Source organism: Kitasatospora sp. NPDC059327, from assembly GCF_042752535.1.
GTDB lineage: Bacteria > Actinomycetota > Actinomycetes > Streptomycetales > Streptomycetaceae > Kitasatospora.
This window is the reverse complement of sequence record NZ_JBHYYB010000015.1, coordinates 32,825-54,542: the sequence shown is the minus strand read 5'-3', so window position 1 is coordinate 54,542 and position 21,718 is coordinate 32,825. Positions and strand designations below refer to the sequence as shown.

Here is a 21,718-nt window from a genome sequence, read left to right as displayed (position 1 = left end):
ACAGGGCGTGGCCCCCACCCATAACCTTCCACCATGGTGAGCACCCGCACGCCCGGCCACTCCCGCCCGCGCGGCCGCTTCACCGGCCGTGGCGGCCCGCCGGCCATGCCCGCGGAGGCCGGTTCGCCGAGCCGGCGCGGCCGTCCGCGCGGCATCCCGGGACCCGGCCCGTTCCCCCGTCAGCGTGGTGACAACGCCACTGGCCCGCCGCCCGATCGGCTGAACCCGGCCAGGCTCGCCTCGCTGCGACGCGTCCAGGGGTTCGGCTGCCTGGTGGCGGCCGGCTGGGCGGCGGCCTTCCCGCTCGTCTCGGACCTTCCCAACCAGCGGCTCTGGGGGGCCGTCGCGGCCCCCGCGTACGTCCTCGCCGGACTGCTCTGCCTGATCCTGCCGCGCCGGACGTCGGCCCGCGCGGCCGCCGGGGTCGCCGTGCTGGGCGCGGTCCTGGTGCCGTTGGCGCTGCTGGCGCTGCAGGGCCGCCACCAGTCCGAGGTGATGGTGGTAGAACGCTCGGCGCACCTGCTGCTCACCACCGGCAGCCCGTACCTGCCGCATCCGGTGGTGGTCACCGACTACAACCCGTACCTGCCGGCGATGACGCTGTTCGGGATGCCGCGCGCCGTGGTGGGCAGCGGCAACCCGGTGGCGCAGGTGGTGGGCGACGCCCGGATCTGGTTCGCGCTGACCTTCCTGGCCTGTCTGCTGGCCAGCTGGCGGCTGCTCCGGCCGTCCCGGGACCGGGCCCCGGTGCTGCCGCTGGCCGTGCTCACCGCCTCGCCGCTGATCGCGCTGGCCCTGGCGGTCGGCGGGGTGGACCTGCCGCTGATCGGGGTCTGTTGTCTGGCCATGGCCCTCGCGGAACGGGACCGCACCATCGCCGCCGGGCTGGTCCTCGCGCTGGCCTGCACGCTGAAGTGGACGGCCTGGCCGGCGCTGCCGGTGGCCGTCCTGCTGCTCTGGCGGCTCTACGGGCGGCGCCCGGCGGCCCGGGCCGGCCTGACCGCGCTCGGGGTGGGCGTGCTGGTGATCCTGCCCTCGGCGCTGGTCCGGGCGGACGCGCTGCGCGAGCAGGTGGTGCGGTTCCCGCTGGGGCTGACCGCGATCCAGACGCCGGCCGGCAGCCCGCTGCCCGGCAAGGTGCTGGCCGGGTTCGGGCCGACCGGGCACACCGTGTCGCTGGCGCTGATGACGGTGGGCGGGCTGGGGGTGGCGATCTGGTTGCTGGCCAGGCCGCCGGTCTCCGCGATCGCCGCCGCCGACCTGCTCGCGGCGGGGCTGGCGATCGCGTTCATGCTCGCGCCGGCCGGGCGCTTCGGCTACCTGGCGCTGCCGGCGGTGCTGGTGATCTGGCCCCGGCTGGCGGCCCGCCGGTGGCGCGGGAGCGGGGCCGTACCGGTCGGCTGTCTGCTGACCCGACCGGAACCGGCGCTGCCCCGGGGGTGACCGCGGGGCAGCGCCGGCCGGGCGTCAGCGGTTGCCGGCCGCCTTGATGACGGCGGCGACGGCCGGGCCGGCCGCGTCGGCCCCGTGACCGCCGGCCTGGACCTCGGCCGCGACCGCGATGTTGCCCCGGTAGGCGGTGAACCAGCTGTTGGTGGTGTCCACCCCGGCGACCTCCGCCGAGCCGGTCTTGGCGCCCGCGTTGTCCGAGATGCCGGCCATCGCGCCCTTGGCCGTGCCGTCCTTGGCGGTGGCGGCCATCATGGCCTTCAGCTTGCCGACGGCGTCGGGGGAGAGGTTCCGGGCGGCCTTCTGCTGCGGCAGGTCGGCGACCAGGATCGGCTGCTTGAACTCGCCGCTCTGCACCGTGGCGGTGATCGAGGCGATGGCCAGCGGGTTCATCTGGACCTTGCCCTGGCCGATCGACTGCATGGCCTGCTCGTCCTTGTTGGTGCCCGGGTCGGGCACCCGGCCGTCGACGTTCGGCAGGCCGGTCTTCCACTCCAGGCCGATCCCGAACACGTCCTTGGCGGTGGCGCCGAGCGTGGCCGGTTTGAGGCTGGCCAGGCCCTGGTCGATGAAGGCGGTGTTGCAGGAGATCATGAAGTCCTGCTGGAGCGTGTTGTTCGGGTAGGCGTCCGGGAACGAGTTGGGGATCGCCTTCGGGTTGCCGCTCTTCACCGGACAGGCGACCGGGGTGTCCGGGTTGACCCCGGCCTCCAGCAGGGCCGCCGAGGTGACGATCTTCATCGTCGAGCCCGGGGCCAGCAGGCCGACGAAGGCCCGGTTCTGGCCGGTGGCCGGCGCGTTGGCGAAGGCCAGCACCTGACCGGTACTCGGCTCGATGGCCACGATCGAGCCCTGCTTGCCGCCGAGGTCCGTCATCGCCTTCTCGGCGGCGGCCTGCACGGTGTTGTCGATGGTCACCTTGAACGGCTTGGCCGGCTTCGGCTCGACGATGGTGAACAGCTTGTCGGTGGTGCCCTTGCCGGCCGCGTCGGTGATCACCACGCCGCTGCCCGCGTCGCTCTGGTCCTTGGTCGGGTCGGCCTGGAGGAGCTTGCGGGCGTTGTCCTGCAGGGTGGCGATCAGCGCCGGGGTGATCGAGGCGCCCTGCAGCGGCTTGTTGTTGCGGTCGACCACGTTGGACGGCGGGGCGAAGACCGGCTGGGTGGAGATCACCTCGCCCGCGGCCAGGTGCGGGTGGATGACCGACGGGGCCCAGTGCACGGCCGGGGTGTCGTCGCTCATCTTCACGACGCCCAGGAAGCCGTTGTAGTCCCAGACCCGGTTGGTGCCCTCGAACTCGGCGCGGGCCTTGAAGCCCATCAGCACGCCGGTGGGGGCGGCCGAGGCATCGGCCGAGGGGGACTCGCCACCCGCCGCGGACGGCGTCGCGGAGCCGGCGGCGGTCGAGGGCTTGGCGGAGGTCGGCGCGGGGGTGCCGGTCGCGGACGCGAACGCGGCCGGGGTGGCCGGACCGGCCGGCGCGAGGGTCAGCGCGCTGGGCTTGACCTGGTCCCGGAAGGCGGTCAGCGCGGTGGTCGCGGCCGCCGGGTCGTCGGTCAGCCCGGCCGCCTTGGCGATGTCACCGGCGGCCCAGGCCGCCAGGAAGTCCTTGGCACCGGCCGCGGCCTGCTCGGCGCTGGGGGGCTCGGCGACCACCGTGCGGGCCTTCTTGCCCTCGGGCGCGTCGGAACCGCCCGACCCGACGAGGCTGTAGGCCCCGTACCCGCCGCCCGCGAGCACGGCGACGGACACGCCAGTGATGATGCCGATCTTGGCGCCTCTGCGCATGGTGCTGTTCCCCCAAGGGTCTGGCGACTGGCCGCAGCCGGAGATGGCCGGATACGCGTTCGCTCACCACCCTAGGCAGCCCAACTCCGTGCCCCGTCGAAATGCCCGGGTCTTGTGACGCATCTGGTACGTGTCACGCACCACGTCGGTACGGTTCCCCCCTCCGGGGCCGCCGTCAGATCCAGCTGTTGAACCACATCCGCTTGCGCCAGTCGTCCATCGGAATCGTCTGCCCCGTGTACAGGGGGTAGAAGAAGAGGAAGTTCCACACGATCAGCAGGACCAGCAGCCCGGCCGCCGCGGAACCGATGATCCGGCGGTCGCGGGACGCCCCGGACGGCCCGATCAGCGCACCGACCAGCATGGTCACGGCGAGCACCAGGAACGGGACGAAGGCCACCGCGTAGAACAGGAAGATGGTCCGCTGCTGGTAGGCGAACCAGGGCAGGTAGCCGGCGGCCAGACCGCAGAGCACCGCGCCGGCCCGCCAGTCGCGCCGGGCGGCCCAGCGCCAGAGGCAGTACGCGAGCGCCACCACGCCGGCCCACCAGAGCAGCGGGGTCCCGATGCCCAGCACCTCGCGGGCGCAGTCGCTCGCGGTGCAGCCGGCCTGGCCCTGCTTCGGGGACTCGTAGAAGAAGGACACCGGGCGGCCGACGAACAGCCAGCTCCACGGGTTCGACTGGTAGGTGTGCGGGTCGCTCAGGTGGGTGTGGAAGTCGTACACCGTGGAGTGGTAGTGCCAGAGCGCGCGCAGGCCCTCCGGTATCCACGGGAACGCGGTGTCCCGGCCGACCGCCCAGTCCCGGCCGTAGCCGCCCCGGCCGGGCACGGTGCTGCTGGCGAACCAGCCCCACCAGGAGGTGATGTACACGACGACGGAGGCCACCACGATCGAGACGAAGGCCGGTACGACGTCCCGGACCAGCGTCCACAGGTAGGGGCGGTCCGCGCCGGCGAGGCGACGCGAGCCGGCGTCCCAGAGCACCGTCAGCACCCCGAAGGCGGCCGCCACGTACAGGCCGCTCCACTTGGTCGCGCAGGTCAGGCCGACGCAGACGCCGGCCGCGATCCGGTACGGGCGCCAGCCGAGGTTCAGCCGCCGAGCCGCGGCGGAGTCCGCCACGCCGTCCAGTCGGGCCGCGATCCGGGCCCGGGTGCGGTCGCGGTCCAGCAGCAGGAAGCCGAACGCCGCGAGGATCCAGAACATCACCACGAGGTCCAGCAGCGCGGCCCGGCTGAGCACGAAGTGCAGGCCGTCCACGGCGAGCAGCAGCCCGGCGACACAGCCCAGCAGGGTCGAGCGGAACAGCCGGCGGGCGATCCGGGCCACCATCAGGATCGACAGCGTGCCGAGCAGCGCCACCGCGAACCGCCAGCCGAAGGGGTTCATCCCGAACAGCTGCTCGCCGGCGCCGATGATCCACTTGCCGACCGGCGGGTGGACGACGTAGCTCGGGTCCGGCCGGTAGGGCACCGGCCCGCCCGCCATGATCTGCTCGTTGGCGCCGTCCGGCCAGCTGATCTCGTAGCCGCCGTGCCAGAGCGCGTAGGCGTCCTTGGCGTAGTACGTCTCGTCGAAGATGATCGCGTGCGGCTCGCCGAGGCCGCTGAACCGCAGGAGCCCGCCGAACAGGGCCACCGCGAGCGGGCCCAGCCAGCCCGCCCAGCGGCAGAGCCAGGACCAGAGCGGCGCCGGCACGGGTATCCCGAGCCGCAGCAGCAGCGGCGAGGGCGCCACCCGGGCCGGCGTCACGCCCGGGCCGTCCGGCATCGGCGGCACCAGCCGCTCGGCCAACGTCGCCTTCGGCGGCGGCGCGTAGCCGTGCCGGGCCAGCCGGTGCCGCCAGGACGGGCCCTCCGGCCGGTCCGGGTCGGGCGCGCGCGGGGCGGGGACGGCGGGGGACGCCTGGTCCGTCAGGACCGGCACGCCGACGCCACCCTGCGCGGTGTGGTCTGTACCAGTGGGCGTCTGCGCCGCCGTGTCGCCGTTCATCCGCCACATCGTAGGGGCGGTTCCCTCGGGGAGGACGGCTCCCTCCGAAGCTGCCCGAATCGTCACCAAAAACACCCGGGGCCGGGTTACTGGAAGGATGGGGCATGTGACAGGAGTACTCGTTCTCGCAGGCACACCCATCGGCGACGTCTCGGACGCCCCGCCCCGGCTGCTCGCCGAGCTGGCCGCGGCGGACGTGATCGCGGCCGAGGACACCCGGCGGCTGCGCCGGCTCACCCAGGCGCTCGGGGTGACCCCGGCCGGGCGGGTGCTCTCCTACTTCGAGGGCAACGAGGTCGGCCGCACCCCCGAGCTGGTCGAGGCACTGCTGGGCGGCGCCCGGGTGCTGCTGGTGACGGACGCCGGGATGCCCTCGGTCTCCGACCCCGGCTACCGGCTGGTGGCCGCCGCGGTGGCCGCCGACATCAAGGTCACGGCGGTGCCCGGGCCGTCCGCGGTGCTCACCGCGCTGGCGCTGTCCGGCCTGCCGGTGGACCGCTTCACCTTCGAGGGCTTCCTGCCCCGCAAGACCGGGGACCGGGCCCGGCAGCTGGCCTCGGTCGCCGGCGAGCCGCGCACCATGGTCTTCTTCGAGGCCCCGCACCGGATCGCCGAGACGCTGGCCGCGATGGCCGGGGCCTTCGGCGCGGACCGCCCGGCCGCGGTCTGCCGCGAGCTGACCAAGACCTACGAGGAGGTCAAGCGGGGCCCGCTCGGCGAGCTGGCGGAGTGGGCCGCCGAGGGCGTCCGGGGCGAGATCACCGTGGTGGTCGCCGGCGCCCCGCCGGCCGCCCCGCAGGAGCTGACCCCGGCCGAACTGGCCCGTCTGGTGGCCGTCCGGGAGGAGGCCGGCGAGCGGCGCAAGGAGGCCATCGCGGCGGTCGCGGCGGAGCTCGCCCGGCCCAAGCGGGAGGTGTTCGACGCGGTGGTCGCGGCCAAGAAAACGGCGGCCGGCAAGGCCTGAGAGCCGCGGGTGCCGGGGCCGACGGGGGCGCGTACCTTGGAGAGAAGGCCCCGGTAAACGCCTGGTGAGCTGAAGCTTTGGCTGCGGATTTCGGTCAGGACCCACCCTTTCGTATAGGTCTTCCCAACCCGCGTCCAAGTCTTCACAAGACGGGCATCGGCCGGGGCGTTCCGGGCATTTCCTGGGATGGAAAGACCCAGCCGGGCGAGCGCCCGGCGGGCGCTGGGAGACGGCTATGAGCGAGACGATCGGTAGCCCCCGCAGTGGCAATGCGCTGAGCGACCCCGGCCTGACCGGTCGGTCGCAGACCCCTGTCGAGACCGTCCGGGAGGCCTACTCCTTCGCCTGCCTGAGCTGCGGTTACGGCTGGGAGCAGGCGTACGACATCGAGCACCACGCGGCCCGGGACGGGCACGTCGTGTTCGAGTACCACGCCAACGGTGTCCGGGTGCCGTCGCCGCTGCTCAAGCCGACCTGCCCGGGGTGCGGTGGGCACACCGTCCGGATCATGCGCGAGGGCCGGGTCGCCGTCGCCGAGAAGTCCTGGCAGCACGCCCCCGGCTACTCGGCGCACGCCGAGCCGGCGGGGCCCCAGCCGGCGGCCGGGACCGTCGCCCCGCGTGGGCGCCTGGGCCGGCTCTGGGCCCGCCTGACGGGCTGACGGACCGGTCGGACCACCGTCCGGCGCTACGACGGCCCCCGACTCCGGCGGGCCGGGAACCGACCGGCGCGAGGGCGCCGGCCGGCGGCGCCGGCCCCCCGCGGGGTCGCCGGTCGAGGGCCGCCCCCGCACCCGATTAAGCTTGCCGACCATGGCGGCCACTGCAGAACACAGCACCACCGGGGACGCGACCCCGGCGTACTACGTCACCACACCGATCTACTACGTCAACGATCGCCCGCACCTGGGCCACGCCTACACCACCGTGGCGGGCGACGTGCTGACCCGCTGGCACCGCCAGCGCGGCGAGAAGGTGTGGTACCTGACCGGCACCGACGAGCACGGTCAGAAGATCCTGCGGACCGCCGAGGCCAACGGGGTGAGCCCGCAGGAGTGGTGCGACAAGCTGGTCGAGGAGGCGTGGAAGCCGCTCTGGCAGCACCTGGAGATCGCCAACGACGACTTCATCCGCACCACCCAGCAGCGGCACACCGACCGGGTGCAGGAGTTCGTCCAGGACCTGTACGACAAGGGCGAGATCTACAAGGGCGGCTACTCCGGCCCGTACTGCGTCGGCTGCGAGGAGTACAAGCTCCCCGCCGAGCTGCTGGACGGCGCCACCGAGGGCGAGAAGCTCTGCGCGGTGCACAAGCGGCCGGTCGAGTGGCTGGAGGAGGAGAACTACTTCTTCCGGCTCTCCGCCTACGCCCCGAAGCTGCTGGAGTTCTACGCCGCCAACCCGGACTTCATCCAGCCCGCCTCGGCCCGCAACGAGGTGCTGCGCTTCGTCGAGCAGGACCTCAAGGACCTCTCGATCTCCCGCTCCACCTTCAACTGGGGCGTGCCGCTGCCCTGGGACGAGAAGCACGTCCTGTACGTCTGGGTGGACGCGCTGCAGAACTACATCACCGCCGCCGGCTACGGCACCGACCCGGAGCGCTTCGCCGAGCTGTGGCCGGCCTCCGTGCACCTGGTGGGCAAGGACATCCTGCGGTTCCACGCGGTGATCTGGCCGGCCATGCTGATGGCCGCCGGACTGCCGCTGCCCAAGCGGGTCGTCGCCAACGGCTGGCTGATGGTCGGCGGCGAGAAGATGTCCAAGTCCAACCTGACCGGCATCGCGCCGCAGGACCTCACCTCGCACTTCGGCGTGGACGCGTACCGCTACTACTTCCTGCGGGCCATCCCGTTCGGCACCGACGGCTCGTTCTCCTGGGAGGACTTCACCGCCCGGTACACCTCCGAGCTGGCCAACGACTTCGGCAACCTGGCCTCCCGGGTGGCGGCCATGGTCGGCAAGTACTTCGGCGGGGTGCTGCCGGCCGCGACCGACCACGGTGCGGCCGAGCAGGCCGTCGCGGACGGGCTGACCGCGGCCGTCGCGACCGCCGACCGCAAGATCGGCGAGGAGCTGGACTTCGCCGGCGGCCTCGCGGCGATCTTCGAGTTCGTCAAGCAGGTCAACGGCTACCTCAGCGACCAGGAGCCCTGGAAGGTCGCCAAGGACGACTCGCCGCAGGGCCGGGCGCGCCTCGCGACCGTCCTCTACACCGCCGCCGAGGCACTGCGGGCCGCCGCCGTGCTGCTCAACCCGGTGATGCCGGCCACCGCCGAGAAGCTCTGGGTCTCGCTCGGGGCGGAGGCCGCCGGGCTCGGCGCGCTGTCCGCGCAGACCGTCGCCACCGCGGCGGACTGGGGCCGGCTGCCCGTCGGGGCCACCGTCACCAAGGGCGAGATCCTGTTCCCCCGCCTCGAAGAGAAGCCCGCCGCCTGATGGCCGCCAAGGACGACGACCGGTCGACGCCGCCGCCACTGCCCGCCCCGCTGGCGGTGGCGGTCGCCGACTCGCACACCCACCTGGACATGCAGTCCGGCACTCCCGCCGAGGGGCTGGCGCGCGCCGCCTCCGTCGGCGTGACCACCGTCGTCCAGGTGGGCTGCGACGTGCCCGGCTCGCGCTGGGCCGCCGACCTGGCGGCCGAGTTCGAGCAGGTGCACGCGGCCGTCGCCCTGCATCCCAACGAGGCGCCGCGGCTCTACCTCGGCGACCCCGACGGCTGGTCCGGACAGCGGCGCCCGGCCGGCGGGCAGGCGGCGCTCGACGCGGCCCTCGCCGAGATCGACGCGCTCGCCGCGCTGCCCCAGGTCCGCGCCGTCGGCGAGACCGGCCTGGACTACTTCCGCACCGGACCCGAGGGCGTGGAGATCCAGAAGGAGTCGTTCCGCCGCCACATCGAGATGGCCAAGCGGCACGGCAAGGCCCTGGTGATCCACGACCGGGACGCCCACGAGGACGTCATCGCCGTCCTGCTGGAGGAGGGCGCCCCGGAACGGACGGTCTTCCACTGCTACTCCGGTGACGCCGCGATGGCCCGGACCTGTGCCGAGCACGGCTGGTACCTCTCCTTCGCCGGACCGGTCACCTTCAAGGCCAACCAGCCGCTGCGCGACGCCCTCGCGGCCACCCCGCTCGACCGCGTCCTGGTCGAGACCGACGCGCCCTTCCTCACCCCGCACCCCTACCGGGGCCGCCCCAACGCCCCGTACCTGATCCCGGTCACGGTGCGGTCGATGGCGGACACCCTGGGACTGCACGAGGACGAGCTGTCGGCCGCCGTCGCGGCGAACACGGCGCGGGCGTTCGGGTACTGAGCCGCTCGAACGGATTTCGGGTTCGGAGGAAACGGTTCGGCACTCTCCCGGCGCTGCGATGCCGGCTAGCATGAGTGCAGTGAGGGAGGTGGCGATGACCGCCGAGCCGATCGACTGGATGCATCCGCCGTCCCAGGGCTGGACGTACGAGCAGGTCAAGGACCTCGACCTGCCGTTCGAATGGGATCTGGTGGACGGAGTTGTCGTGGTCCGGGGACAGACGAACTTCTGGCACGACCAGGTCCGCACCGGGCTCGACCGGGCCCTGTACGCCGCACGGGTGCTTCCGTACGCGGTGATCACCGAGCGGTGCGTGCTGGTGGACGAGTACAACCCGGTCAAGCCCGACGTCTCGGTCTTCGACAAGACCGGTCTGGACGTCTTCGAGCTGGAGTGCCTGCCGATCGAGTCCGTGGCCCTCGCCGTCGAAGTGGTCTCGCAGGGCTCCCGCAGCGACGACCGCTTCCGCAAGCCCGGGATCTACGCCGAGTCCGGCATCCCGTACTACTGGCGCGTCGAGCGCGGGGTCGACGACCTCCCGATCGTCCACGAGTTCCACCGGGACGAGGAGAAGGGCGTCTACCTGCCCGTCGCCCAGCACGAGGGCGTGCTGCGCGCCGAGCTGCCCTTCCCCGTCGAGATCGACCTCCGGCAGGTCGTCGAACTGTGAGCCCCCGCCGCGCCCGTATCCTTGGCGCGTGAGCACCACCGACCCCACCTCTGACATCCACCTGCTGGGCGCCGCCGACATCCGGGAGCTGGCCGCCGCGTTCGGTGTGAAGCCGACGAAGCAGCGCGGGCAGAACTTCGTCATCGACGGCAACACCGTCCGGCGGATCGTCCGGGCCGGCGGGGTGACGGCCGAGGACTCCGTGGTGGAGGTCGGACCCGGACTCGGGTCGCTGACGCTGGCGCTCCTGGAGGTCGCCGCCCACGTCACGGCGGTCGAGATCGACCCGGTGCTGGCGCAGCACCTGCCGGACACCATCGCCGCGCGGTTGCCCGCCCGCGCCGAGGACTTCGACCTGGTGCTGAGCGATGCCATGGAGGTCACCGAACTCCCCGGCCCGCCGCCCACGGCGCTGGTCGCCAACCTGCCCTACAACGTGGCCGTCCCCGTCCTGCTGCACATGCTTGCCACCTTCCCCAGCATCGAGCGCACCCTGGTGATGGTGCAGAGCGAGGTCGCCGACCGGCTCGCCGCCAAGCCCGGCAACAAGGTGTACGGCGTCCCGTCGGTCAAGGCCAACTGGTACGCCGAGGTGAAGCGGGCCGGCGCCATCGGGCGCAACGTGTTCTGGCCGGCGCCGAACGTCGACTCCGGGCTCGTCTCGCTGATCCGCCGCGAACCGCCGCGCACCACCGCCAGCCGCAAGGAGGTGTTCGCGGTCGTCGACGCCGCGTTCGCCCAGCGCCGCAAGACCCTGCGCGCCGCCCTCGCCGGCTGGGCCGGCTCCCCGGCCGGGGCGGAGGAGGCCCTCACCGCCGCCGGCATCGACCACAAGCTGCGCGGCGAGATGCTGACGGTGGAGCAGTTCGCCGCGATCGCCGAGCACAAGCCAGCGAAGCCGGAGTCCGAGTGATCACGGTACGCGTCCCCGCCAAGGTCAACGTCCAGCTGGGGGTCGGCGGGCTGCGCGCCGACGGCTTCCACGACCTGGCCAACGTCTTCTTCGCCGTCGCCCTCGGCGACGAGGTGACGGCGAGCGCGGGCGCGCCGGGCGAGGGCGTCACCCTCACCTGCACCGGTCCCGACGCGGCCGTCGTCCCGCTCGACGGCAGCAACCTCGCCGCCCGCGCGGCCCGGCTGCTCGCCGCCCGGCACGGCATGGCCGACCCGGACGTGCGCCTGCACATCGCCAAGGCCATCCCGGTGGCCGGCGGGATGGCCGGCGGCAGCGCCGACGGCGCCGCCGCCCTGGTGGCCTGCGACGCGCTGTGGCAGCTCGCCACCCCCGTCGCGACCCTGCTGGAGCTGGCCGCCGAACTCGGCTCCGACGTGCCGTTCGCCCTGCTCGGCGGCGTCGCCCTGGGCCGGGGACGCGGCGAGATCCTGGACCCGCTGCCCGTCACCGGGACGTTCCACTGGGTCTTCGCCGTCGCCGACGGCGGGCTCTCCACCCCCGCCGTCTTCCGCGAGTGCGACCGCCTCCGGGAGGAGGCCGGCACCGGCTCCGGCGACACCGACGTGGCCACCCCCGACGCCGATCCCGCGCTGCTCGCCGCCCTCGCCGACGGCGACGCCGTCGCGCTGGCCGGCGCGCTCGCCAACGACCTGCAGTCGGCCGCCCTCTCGCTGCGACCGTCGCTCGCCGCCACCCTGCGGGCCGGCACCGAGGCCGGTGCCCTCGGCGCCCTGGTCTCCGGCTCCGGCCCGACCTGCGCCTTCCTGGCCAAGGACGCCGAGGCGGCCGCGGCCGTCGCCGACGCCCTGCGCGCGTCCGGCACCTGCCGTACCGCGCACGCGACGCACGGCCCCGTCCCGGGGGCGACCGTACTGCCGTAGCGGGCACCCGGGGCTTCCCCATTAGGCTGGGAGGGATCGGGGCGTCCCCGAGTGGGGCGCGCACCGGCAGATCGGGGCGGCCCCGAGACCGCCGAACCCAGGAGCGCAGCGCACGTGGCCGTCAACCTCGCCACCATCGAGTCCGTCACGAAGGTCTACGGCACCCGGGCCCTTCTGGACGGGGTCAGCCTCGGCGTCAGTGAGGGGGACCGGATCGGCGTCGTCGGACGCAACGGTGACGGCAAGACCACCCTGATCCGGATGCTCGCCAAGTTGGAGGAGCCGGACGGCGGGCGGATCACCCACGTCGGCGGGGTGGAGATGGCCGTCCTCACCCAGCACGACTCGCTCGACCCGAAGGCCACCATCCGGCACGAGGTGATCGCCGGCCGGGCCGACCACGAGTGGCTCGGCGACGCCCGGATCCGCGACATCATCGAGGGCCTCTTCGGCGGCCTCGACCTGCCCGGCTTCGCCGACGGCCTGGACACCGTGATCGGCCCGCTGTCCGGTGGCGAGCGCCGCCGGATCGCCCTCGCCCGGCTGCTGCTCGGCTCGCCTGACCTCATCGTCCTGGACGAGCCCACCAACCACCTCGACGTCGAGGGCATCGCCTGGCTCGCCGAGCACCTCCAGAACCGCCGCTCCGCGCTCGTCTGCGTGACCCACGACCGCTGGTTCCTGGACCAGGTCTGCACCCGGATGTGGGACGTCCAGCACGGCGCGGTGCACGAGTACGAGGGCGGCTACTCCGACTACGTCTTCGCCCGCGCCGAGCGCTCCCGGATCGAGGCCACCGAGGAGCAGAAGCGCCAGAACCTCGCCCGCAAGGAGCTGGCCTGGCTGCGCCGCGGCGCCCCCGCGCGGACCTCCAAGCCGCGCTACCGGATCGAGGCCGCCAACGCCCTGATCGCCGACGTGCCGGACCCGCGGGACAAGAGCGAGCTGATGAAGTTCGCCAACGCGCGGCTCGGCCGGACGGTGTTCGAGCTGGAGGGCGTGACCGTCACGGCCGGTCCGAAGCTGCTCCTGGAGAACCTGACCTGGCAGCTCGGCCCCGGTGACCGGATCGGGCTGCTCGGCGTCAACGGCGCCGGCAAGACCTCGCTGCTCCGGGCGATGCGCGACGCGTACGCCTCGGAGGGCGACGTGCAGCCCGCGTCCGGCGTGATCAAGGTCGGCAAGACCGTCCGGCTGGCCTACCTCTCGCAGGAGGTCGCCGAGCTGGAGCCGGAGATCCGGGTGCTGCAGGCGGTCGAGCAGGTGCGCTCGCGGGTGGACCTCGGCAAGGGCCGGGAGATGAGCGCCGGGCAGCTCTGCGAGCAGTTCGGCTTCGGCAAGGACAAGCAGTGGACTCCGGTCGGCGACCTCTCCGGCGGTGAGCGGCGCCGGCTGCAGCTGCTCCGGCTGCTGATGGACGAGCCCAACGTGCTGTTCCTGGACGAGCCCACCAACGACCTCGACATCGAGACGCTCAACCAGTTGGAGGACCTGCTCGACGGCTGGCCCGGCTCCATGGTCGTGATCAGCCACGACCGCTTCTTCATCGAGCGCACCACGGACGTGGTGCACGCGCTGCTCGGCGACAAGAAGCTGCGGATGCTGCCGAACGGCGTCGACGAGTACCTGGAGCGCCGGGCCCGGATGGCGGCCGCCGCGGTGCCGGCCGCGGCCGCCGTCACGGAGGCGCCGTCGACCGGTCTGTCCGCCGGGGACGTGCGGGCCGCGAAGAAGGAGATGCAGAAGCTGGAGCGGCAGATCTCCAAGCTGGACGAGAAGGAGTCCAAGCTGCACGCCCAACTGGCCGAGCACGCCGCCGACTTCTCCAAGGTCGCGGAGCTGGACAGCAAGCTCCGCGGCGTCCGGGAGGAGAAGGAGGAGCTGGAGATGAGCTGGATGGAGCTCGCCGAGCAGGTCTGAGGGCGGGCCGGGCCGCCGGGGCCCGTCGGGTCGCCCGGGGGCCGGTGCTCGACGCGGGCCGCCGGTCGGCCCGGTTGGCGCGGTCAGCCCGGTCGGCCCGGTCAGCCCCGGTCGGCGAGGAGCGTTTCGAGTTCGTCCGCCGCACGGCCCAGCGCACTGCGCGCCGGGTCGTGCGGCCGGGTCGGGCGGGCCGCCGGCCGGGTCGGCGGCCGGTGCTCGCGGGCCGCCGCGGTGAGCTCGTCCAGGGCCCGCCGGACCCGGGCCACCTCGGCCGGATCGGGGACCCGGCCGCCGTAGCGGATCTGTGCCGCGTACGCCGCCACCGCGCCGCTGAGGCGCTCCAGGGCGGCGGTCGCGGGCAGCCAGCGCTCGGCGAGCCGGCCGGTGGGCGGCGGCTCCGCCAGGCCCTGCCGCACCTCCTGGCGGGCGTCGGCGAGGGCGCGGTACGCGGTACGGCGGAGCCAGACCTCGGCGACGGGGGCTTCCGGGGTGGCGGGGGTCCGAGGGGCGCCGGGCGTCCGAGGGGTGGCAGGGGTCCGCGGGGTGCCGGTGGCGGGATCCGTCCGGGGCTGCGCGGTGACCGCGGCGAGGTAGGCCCGGAGCGCGGCGGCCGCGTCGACCAGGCGCGGCTCGATCCGGTGGCGCGGGCGTTCCGGCCAGAGCAGATAGCCGAAGAGCAGCACGACGGCACTCGCGAGCACGGTGTCCAGGACCCGCGGCCAGAACTCGGCCGCGCCGCTCTGCCCGCCGAGCTGCAGCAGGATCAGTGCCATCGGGGTCATCACGACGGTGTTCAGGCCGTAGTGCGCCGCCGTCGCGTACGGCAGCAGGGCCACGCAGAGCGCGGCGGTCGCCGTCAGCGCCCAGGTGTCCGTGGTGAGCGACAGCACCCCCGCCGTCACCGCCACCCCCAGCACGGTGCCGATCGAGCGGCTGACCGCGCGCAGGAACACCGAGCCGAGGTCCGGCTTGAGCACGAAGGCGATCGTCATCGGCACCCAGTAGCTCCTGCTGAGCGGGAGCGCGGCGGTGGCGGCGGAGCCGACCGCGATGCAGAGCGCCACCCGCAGGCCGTACCGGACCGACCCCCGGGAGAGCAGCCGCACCCGCAGCCGCCACGGGTCCGGGGGCGGGGGCGGCGCGGTGCCCAGTTCGGCCTCGCGCCCGGCGACGGTCGCGGCGGCGGCGCGCAGGGCCACGTCCAGGGCCTGCCGGGACGGCGTGTCGGGCTGCCAGTCGGGCACCACGACCTCCCCGCCGCCGCGCTCCACGGCGCGGGCCAGCCGACCGGGCACGGCGGCGACCTCGGGCGGGACGGGCCGCCAGGCCCAGAGCAGCCCGCTCGCCGCCTCGGTGGCCGCCAGCGCCGCCTCGTACATCCGACGGATCCGGACCGTCCGGGGGGACTCGGGGACCCGGGAGCGGGGCGGCGGCAGGAGGTCCTGGAGCTGGTTCAGACGGGCCGTCAGGACCTGGCGGGAGGTGGCGCCCCGAGGGGTCCCGAGGTCGGCCAGGGTGCGGCCGAGCGCGTCGTACGCGGCGGCGAGCGCCCGGGCGCGCGGGTCGGCCCGGGGCCGGCGGTGGCCGCGGCGCGGCAGGCCGAGCAGCACCACGAAGGCGGCCCCGGCCAGCATCATCGGCGCCGCCGCCCACCACGGGTGGGCCAGCGGCATCCCGCTGCCCAGCGCGGCGGAGACCAGCAGCAGCATCCCGGCCGCCGATCCGCGCGGCCCGGTCGCGCTCAGCGCGCCGGACACGAAGGCCGTGGTGGTCAGGGCCGTGCCGATCACGAGGGCGGTCGCGAGGAAGCCCTGGGGCCGGAACTCCTGCAGGGCGGTGCCGATCAGCATGCCGAGCGCGGAGGCGAGGACGGCGGAGGCGATCCGCGGGGCACGGAGCCGGGTGGGCTCGACGCGGTCGTTCATGGTGGCGTGCATCGCGCCGAGACCGGCGAAGACGCCGAGGTCCAGGCGGTGGGTGAGCAGTCCGAGCGCGAGCGGCACCGCCATCCCGACCGCCGCGCGGGCCATCAGCGCGAGCGGCAGCGGTGGCCGGGCCGGGCGGGCGGCCCGGGCCCACCAGGGGGTGCTCGGCTGTACGGGATCGGCCGGCCGGGACGGCACGTGATCACATCCATTCCGCTGCCAAGCCGCCTCGCGCGCTCGCGGGCGGGGCGGTGGGTCGCTGCTGTGCGACATTGCGCGGCAGATGAGGTCGTACCCGGCCGAACCGGACCCGGTCAGTCTAGCGGCCGGCCGGGCGGGCCCCGGCGGGACTTGTACGTGTCAAGTTCGTACCGATCGCGCTCGGTCGTGACACCGGCCCTGCCGACGTGACGGAGCGGGTGGCTACGATGGACGCGGCGATCGCCGTGCCACAGGACGGCGGCGCGCCGAGTACGACTGTAGGACCGAGAAGTTGACGGTGTGTTGCGGTGCGGTGGCCTGCGGGTCGCCCCGCACGCGGGGGAGAGGTGGATTTGCGATGGCTGACGCACCAGTAGGCGGAGAAACCGGGACGACGACGGACCCGACGGCGACCATGGACGACAAGCCGTTCTCGCTCGGCTCCCATGGCAACGGCTGGTTCGGCATGTTCGGCGTGGTCGACAGCGTCGTCCGAACCGTGGAGACGAACGTCAGCGCCTCGGCCCTGGTCTCCGCCTTCGGCAGTCATGACGTCAAGGTCGAGCTGGACACGCTGACCGCCTTCACGAAGAAGATCGAGGCGCTGCTCAAGACGATGGACGGCTCGGAGGCGGCTCCGTCCAGCCTTGAGGAACAGCGGCTGCACGCCGACAACTTCGGTACGGGCTTCACGCAGTCCACCGACCTGACGGCCGCGTACGGGAAGACGCACGACGCCTTGGTCAAGCTGCACAAGGACTTCGTCTCCCAGATCGAGGCGATGAGGACGGCGGTCGCGAAGACGGCGGGGAACTACGCCGGCAACGAGGAGCACACGACGGCCGCCCAGAAGAGCATCGCCAAGAACGCCGGTGTGGTGACCCCGGCGGCGGGGCCGGACGGGCCGGGGCCGAAGAGCGGCCAAGGGCTCTGACGGTGGCGCAGGGTGGGACGTTGATTGACACGGGGAGTGAGTGATGGCAGGCGGAACGGACTTCGAGGGCAAGCGGCACGAAGAGCTCAAGGCGATGGTCGCCAGCACCGATCCGACAAAGGTTCTGAGTCGGGGCACCCAGCTCAAGGCGGCTGGTCGTGTGCTGAAGGAGCTCAGTGAGGCTCTCAAGGCTCACGTCGACCAGATTCAGTGGGAAGGCCCGGCTGCCGAGAGCTTCAAGGGCTGGGCCGGCAACTTCCACAAGTCGGCGGCACTGCTCGGTGAGTACTCCTTGGGCGCCGGTGACGCGATGCACCAGGCCGGTGAGGCGCTCAGCACCGCCAAGACCGCGGTGCCCGAGGTGCCGAAGACCGAGGTCGCGACAGTCTCCAAGCACAACAGCCAGCCGTGCCCCAACATCACTCTGGTGATGGAGATGAAGTACGGCGGTATCGGCAGCTCGCCCGACCAGATCATGAAGCGGGTCGACTCGAACTGGGTGACCGCGGCCGAGGCGGCGACGGCGAAGAAGAAGGTCGACCAGGAGCACCAGGAAGCCATCAACCAGATGGTGAAGCTGGGGCAGGCCTACGAGGCGGCGACCACGAAGCTGAACGCGCTAGAGATGCCGACTCTGCCCGGCGCGCCGGGCGGCGACGAGGTCTCCGGCGGCGAGAACGTGCCGGTCGGTGGCGGCGGTGGCGGCACCGGTTCGGGCGGCTACTCCCGTACCCCTCACGCGGGTGTCGGCGGTGGTGGCGGTAGCTACAGCCCGCCCGGCGGTGGCGGTGGTGGCGGCGGATCGGTGACACCTCGTCCGCCCGTGCCGGGCCCGCAGGGCCCGGGCGGCTCGGGGCACGTCGATCCCGTCCCGCCGCGCACCGGCCCGTCGCCGCTGCCGCAGGACCCGGGAGTGCCGGGACCGACGCCGACCCCGGTTCCGACGCACCCGGGCGGGGACCGTCCGGGAACCGGCATCGACAGTGTGCCGACCGCGCCGACCATTCCCGGGCAGACCGGTCCGGTCGGACCGGGAGGTGGCGGCAGCCTGCCGCCGACCGTCCCGGGCGGCACCCCGGCGCACCCCGGCTTCCCGGGCGGCCAGCCCGGCGGCGGGCCCCTGCCGTTCAACACCTTCGGCCCCAGCGGTGGTGGCGGCGGTTCCCTGCCGCCCAAGGGCGTCGGGCCGGCCTCCGGTCGGACGAGCACCTTCGGTGGCGGCGGCGCGCTTCCTCCCAAGAGCACGCCCGGAGTACCCGGCGGCGGGCAGGCCTTCGGGGCCCGCGAGGCCCAGGGCGGCCGTGCCGCGGCCGGCAACGGGATGGGCGGCTCGGGCGGCGGCATGCACCCGGGCATGGGCGGCGGCCACGGTGGCGGGGCCTCCGGCGGCAGCGCACGTGGGCGGGGCCTGACCTCGACCGGTGGCGGCACGGTCGGTGGGTCCAAGGGCCCGGCCGCGGGTGGCGCGTTCACCCCCGGAGGCACCGGTCTGCGGAGCCGGGCGGCCGGCGCCGGAGCGGGTGGGGAGAACGGGTCGCGTTCGGGGCAGAACGGCATGCCGGGCGGTCCCGGTATGACGGGCGGCGCGGGCAAGAGCGAGCGCGACCGGCGCAAGCGTGCCGACTACCTGCACGAGGACGAGGAGACCTGGACGAGCGGTACGCCGCAGAGCAATCCGGGCGTGATTGAGTAGGACTGCTACGACTGCCCGGCCACTGGGCTCACCCCGGTGGCCGGGCAGAGCTGTCCGGGGCATGGTCCCGGCCGACGGGGAGATCGACGAGGAGTGGTGATGCGGCGGACGGACGTACGGGGACGCAGGCGCGGGTTCGCCGCTGTGTTGGTGGCTGCGGGAGTTGTCGCGGGGCCGGCGGTGGGGCCTGCCGCCGCGGTGGATTCGATTCGCGCGCAGCAGTGGCATCTGGATGCCATGAAGGCACCGGAGATGTGGAAGACCACCAGGGGCGAGGGCGTCACCGTTGCCGTGATCGACGGTGGGTTCAAGCTGGATCACCCGGACCTGGTGGGGCAGTTGTTGCCGGGCAAGGACTTCAGTGGTCTGTCCGGGGGAGTCGGGGACTTCAAGACCGGTCATGGCACCGGTGTTGCCAGTCTGATCGCAGGGACTGGAAAGGGTTTGGGCGGCCAGGGTGCCTACGGTCTGGCTCCCGGCGCCAAGATCCTGCCACTGAAGATCAAGAACGACTCCAACGCGGGAAATGTCAGCACCTCCGAGTTCCTCGACCGCATCGGTCAGGCCATCAGTTACGCGGCGGACCAGGGGGCCAAGGTCATCAACATCTCCCAGGCCGGCCCCGCGTTGCAGGCCTCGGCCGAGTCCGTTGCCGCGGTGAACGCCGCGATCGCCCATGCGACTGCGAAGGGCGCGCTGGTCGTGGCAGGCGTGGGCAATTCTGCCCAGGCGGGTAACCCTGTCGAGTATCCGGCCGCACTTCCCCAGGTGGTCGGGGTGGGAGCGATCGACCAGAACGTCACGACCACGGCCGAGTCGGAGCAGGGCCCGCAGGTCGACCTTGTCGCGCCCGGCATCGACATGTACGACGCCTGCACCGGCCCCTCGGGGTACTGCAAGACCCATGGGACGTCCGATGCGACCGCCATCGTCTCCGCTTCGGCGGCGTTGGTCTGGTCGGTTCACCCCGACTGGAGCGCGAACCAGGTGCTCCGGGTGCTCATCAACACCGCGGGAAAGCCCACGGATGGTTCCAACCGCAACGACGGAATCGGTTATGGCGCGGTGCGGCCGCGCATCGCCTTGACCACGCCGGGCGATCCGGGGCCTGCGGACGTGAGCCCGATCCCTGAGGCGCCGGTTGGTGGGACCGCGCCGACCGTGGGTCCGTCGTCGACGGCCCCCTCCACCACGTCGAGTCCGTCGGCGGCTCTGCCCACGGCACCGACCGAGGACAGCACGCCGGTGGGGCAGCCGGTGGGGGAGAAGGCGTCCGACTCCGGTGGTGTGTTGCCGGTCGTCGTGGCGGTGGCTGTCGGGTTGGTGTTGGTGGCGGGTGTGGTGTTCCTCGTGGTGCGTCGGCGTGCGCGGTCGGTGGGGGCAGGGTCGGCGCCGGTGGGGTATCCGCATGTGCCGGGGCAGCCGCCGCAGCAGCAGGTGGGGCCCGGGGTGCCGCCGGGGCCGCCGTCGTACGGGCCGCCGGCTCCGCCGAGTGACAATCCGTACGCCCGGTAGGGAGTAGGACCGACTGCCCGGCCGCTGGGGTTCGCCCCGGTGGCCGGGCAGTCGTCGTTGGTGGTGACAGGGGTGCGGGGTGGGCGTGAGGTCCCGGTTGTGCGCTGCTGTCACTCGGGTGGGTGCTGTCGCGGGGTCGCCGGGGTCGCCAGGGTGGCGGTATGGATACGCAGGAAGCCCGCCAGGCGGCGCAGTTGCGCCGGGCCGCGGCGGCGGCGCTGATCGGCACGGCGATCGAGTTCTACGACTTCTTCATCTACGGAACGGCGGCCGCGCTGGTCTTCGGTGGGGTGTTCTTCCCGGAGCTGGGCACTGTGGGCGCGCTGTTGGCGGCCTTCTCGGTGTACGCGGTGGCGTTCCTGGCCCGGCCGTTGGGGGCGGTGGTGTTCGGGCACTTCGGGGATCGGCTGGGCCGTCGGGCGACGCTGGTGGTGTCGTTGTTGCTGATGGGCCTGTCGACGGCGCTGGTCGGGGTGTTGCCCGGCTTCGGGGCGTGGGGGTGGTGGGCACCGGTGGTGTTGGTGGTGCTGCGGGTCTGCCAGGGTGTGGGGCTCGGCGGGGAGTGGGGCGGGGCCGCGTTGCTGATCGCCGAGAACGCGCCGGCGGGGCGGCGCGGGAGGTACGGAGCGTTTCTGCAACTGGGGCCGACCAGCGGGTTCGCGCTCGCCAACGGGGTCTTCCTGGTGCTCCAACTGACCTTGGACGACCGGGCATTCCACAGCTGGGGTTGGCGGGTGCCGTTCCTGGCCTCGCTGGCGCTGGTGGCGGTGGGGCTGTTCGTGCGGCTGCAGATCGAGGAGTCGCCGCTGTTCCGGGCCGAGGAGGTGCGGGCGCGTCCGCCGGTGCTGGAGGTTCTGCGCTGGCACTGGCGGACGGTGCTGGTCGGCTGCGGTGTGATCACCGTGGGGTACGCGCTGTTCTACCTGACCACCACGTACGCGCTGGCGTACGCGACGACCGGGCTCGGGGTGCCGAGCACGGTGGTGCTGTCGATGCTGCTGGCGGGCTCGGTGGGGATGGCCGGGACAGTCTGGGTGAGTGCGCGGCGCAGTGACCGGTGGGGCCGCCGGCGGACGTTGCAGGTGGGGACGGGCCTCGCGGTGTTCTGGTCGCTGCTGCTGTTCCCGTTGCTGGAGACGGTGAGCCGGCCGCTGATGTTCCTGGCCCTGGCGGGGGCGATGGTGGTGCTGGGGTGTCTGCTCGGGCCGATGGCGGCGTACCTGCCGGAGCTGTTCCCGACCCGGGTGCGGTACACGGGGGCCGCGCTGACGTACAACCTGGGCGGGGTGGTGGGCGGTGCGACCACGCCGCTGATCGCGACCAGGCTGACCGACGCGTACGGGACGGCGGAGCCGGTCGGCTGGTACCTGGCGGCGCTGGGGGTGGTGTCGCTGCTCTGCCTGCGACTGCTCCCCGAGACCAGCGGTACGGACCTCGCGCTGGCCGGGGCGGACGGCGGACGCCGCCGGGCGCCCGTGCTGGGGGCGGATCCGGCGGCGTAGCGCGTGGCGGGG

16 protein-coding genes are annotated in these 21,718 nt (G+C 73.4%); 13 read left to right on the top strand and 3 right to left on the bottom strand.

All coding sequences use genetic code 11. The features are described 5' to 3' along the window. Positions 1–33 precede the first annotated feature (33 nt). Positions 34–1,443, top strand: a complete 1,410-nt coding sequence (locus tag ACFXHB_RS12180; protein WP_380573909.1) for a glycosyltransferase 87 family protein — start codon at positions 34–36, stop codon at positions 1,441–1,443. A gap of 24 nt (positions 1,444–1,467) precedes the next feature. Here ACFXHB_RS12180 and ACFXHB_RS12175 read toward each other — a convergent pair whose 3' ends face one another. After that, positions 1,468–3,237, bottom strand: a complete 1,770-nt coding sequence (locus ACFXHB_RS12175; RefSeq protein WP_380573908.1) for a penicillin-binding transpeptidase domain-containing protein — start codon at positions 3,235–3,237, stop codon at positions 1,468–1,470. A 175-nt stretch (positions 3,238–3,412) separates the two neighbouring features. Next, positions 3,413–5,233: a dolichyl-phosphate-mannose--protein mannosyltransferase gene (locus tag ACFXHB_RS12170; protein WP_380573907.1), complete on the bottom strand. Its 1,821-nt coding sequence runs from the start codon at positions 5,231–5,233 to the stop codon at positions 3,413–3,415. Positions 5,234–5,339: 106 nt separating this feature from the next. Between ACFXHB_RS12170 and rsmI the strand changes: the two genes are divergently transcribed. The 8 genes from rsmI to ACFXHB_RS12130 all read left to right on the top strand — a co-directional run bounded on the left by rsmI (position 5,340) and on the right by ACFXHB_RS12130 (position 13,936). Further along, positions 5,340–6,197 carry a 16S rRNA (cytidine(1402)-2'-O)-methyltransferase gene (rsmI, locus tag ACFXHB_RS12165; RefSeq protein WP_380573906.1) on the top strand — a complete coding sequence of 286 codons (858 nt, stop codon included), beginning with the start codon at positions 5,340–5,342 and terminating at the stop codon, positions 6,195–6,197. 235 nt (positions 6,198–6,432) lie between these two features. Further along, entirely contained in the window at positions 6,433–6,858 is a 426-nt protein-coding gene (locus ACFXHB_RS12160) for a hypothetical protein (RefSeq protein WP_380573905.1), read from the top strand. 151 nt (positions 6,859–7,009) lie between these two features. Further along, positions 7,010–8,632, top strand: coding sequence for a methionine--tRNA ligase (gene metG / locus ACFXHB_RS12155; RefSeq protein ID WP_380573904.1), 1,623 nt, complete (start codon positions 7,010–7,012; stop codon positions 8,630–8,632). Continuing rightward, entirely contained in the window at positions 8,632–9,510 is an 879-nt protein-coding gene (locus ACFXHB_RS12150) for a TatD family hydrolase (RefSeq protein ID WP_380573903.1), read from the top strand. Before metG ends, ACFXHB_RS12150 begins: the two co-directional genes overlap by 1 nt. 70 nt (positions 9,511–9,580) lie before the next feature. Then, complete coding sequence (locus tag ACFXHB_RS12145) at positions 9,581–10,180, top strand: Uma2 family endonuclease (RefSeq protein ID WP_380573902.1); 600 nt, start codon at positions 9,581–9,583, stop codon at positions 10,178–10,180. A gap of 28 nt (positions 10,181–10,208) precedes the next feature. Continuing rightward, positions 10,209–11,093 carry a 16S rRNA (adenine(1518)-N(6)/adenine(1519)-N(6))-dimethyltransferase RsmA gene (rsmA, locus tag ACFXHB_RS12140; protein WP_380573901.1) on the top strand — a complete coding sequence of 295 codons (885 nt, stop codon included), beginning with the start codon at positions 10,209–10,211 and terminating at the stop codon, positions 11,091–11,093. Beyond that, a complete protein-coding gene (locus ACFXHB_RS12135) occupies positions 11,090–12,016 on the top strand; it encodes a 4-(cytidine 5'-diphospho)-2-C-methyl-D-erythritol kinase (protein ID WP_380573900.1) in 927 nt (308 codons plus the stop codon). Before rsmA ends, ACFXHB_RS12135 begins: the two co-directional genes overlap by 4 nt. A 114-nt stretch (positions 12,017–12,130) precedes the next feature. Further along, complete coding sequence (locus ACFXHB_RS12130) at positions 12,131–13,936, top strand: ABC-F family ATP-binding cassette domain-containing protein (RefSeq protein ID WP_380573899.1); 1,806 nt, start codon at positions 12,131–12,133, stop codon at positions 13,934–13,936. Positions 13,937–14,037: 101 nt separating this feature from the next. Here the strand turns inward: ACFXHB_RS12130 and ACFXHB_RS12125 are convergent, their stop codons facing one another. Beyond that, positions 14,038–16,059, bottom strand: a complete 2,022-nt coding sequence (locus ACFXHB_RS12125) for an FUSC family protein (RefSeq protein ID WP_380573898.1) — start codon at positions 16,057–16,059, stop codon at positions 14,038–14,040. 361 nt (positions 16,060–16,420) lie between these two features. Between ACFXHB_RS12125 and ACFXHB_RS12120 the strand changes: the two genes are divergently transcribed. From ACFXHB_RS12120 to ACFXHB_RS12105, 4 genes are all read left to right on the top strand, one after another. Beyond that, entirely contained in the window at positions 16,421–16,996 is a 576-nt protein-coding gene (locus tag ACFXHB_RS12120) for a hypothetical protein (protein ID WP_380573897.1), read from the top strand. Positions 16,997–17,039: 43 nt separating this feature from the next. After that, on the top strand, positions 17,040–18,689 hold the full coding sequence (locus ACFXHB_RS12115) for a WXG100 family type VII secretion target (RefSeq protein WP_380573896.1): 1,650 nt from the start codon (positions 17,040–17,042) through the stop codon (positions 18,687–18,689). Between the two features lie 198 nt (positions 18,690–18,887). Then, entirely contained in the window at positions 18,888–20,204 is a 1,317-nt protein-coding gene (gene mycP / locus ACFXHB_RS12110; protein ID WP_380573895.1) for a type VII secretion-associated serine protease mycosin, read from the top strand. 161 nt (positions 20,205–20,365) lie between these two features. After that, positions 20,366–21,706: an MFS transporter gene (locus ACFXHB_RS12105; RefSeq protein ID WP_380573894.1), complete on the top strand. Its 1,341-nt coding sequence runs from the start codon at positions 20,366–20,368 to the stop codon at positions 21,704–21,706. The last annotated feature ends 12 nt before the right edge of the window (positions 21,707–21,718 follow it).

Excerpts from the sequence above, each read along its gene's own strand:
- ACFXHB_RS12180 (WP_380573909.1), top strand. The coding sequence starts at position 34 with ATGGTGAGCACCCGCACGCCCGGCCACTCCCGCCCGCGCGGCCGCTTC.
- ACFXHB_RS12175 (WP_380573908.1), bottom strand. The coding sequence starts at position 3,237 with ATGCGCAGAGGCGCCAAGATCGGCATCATCACTGGCGTGTCCGTCGCC.
- ACFXHB_RS12170 (WP_380573907.1), bottom strand. The coding sequence starts at position 5,233 with ATGAACGGCGACACGGCGGCGCAGACGCCCACTGGTACAGACCACACC.
- ACFXHB_RS12160 (WP_380573905.1), top strand. The coding sequence starts at position 6,433 with ATGAGCGAGACGATCGGTAGCCCCCGCAGTGGCAATGCGCTGAGCGAC.
- metG (WP_380573904.1), top strand. The coding sequence starts at position 7,010 with ATGGCGGCCACTGCAGAACACAGCACCACCGGGGACGCGACCCCGGCG.
- ACFXHB_RS12150 (WP_380573903.1), top strand. The coding sequence starts at position 8,632 with ATGGCCGCCAAGGACGACGACCGGTCGACGCCGCCGCCACTGCCCGCC.
- ACFXHB_RS12145 (WP_380573902.1), top strand. The coding sequence starts at position 9,581 with ATGAGTGCAGTGAGGGAGGTGGCGATGACCGCCGAGCCGATCGACTGG.
- ACFXHB_RS12120 (WP_380573897.1), top strand. The coding sequence starts at position 16,421 with ATGGCTGACGCACCAGTAGGCGGAGAAACCGGGACGACGACGGACCCG.
- ACFXHB_RS12115 (WP_380573896.1), top strand. The coding sequence starts at position 17,040 with ATGGCAGGCGGAACGGACTTCGAGGGCAAGCGGCACGAAGAGCTCAAG.
- ACFXHB_RS12105 (WP_380573894.1), top strand. The coding sequence starts at position 20,366 with ATGGATACGCAGGAAGCCCGCCAGGCGGCGCAGTTGCGCCGGGCCGCG.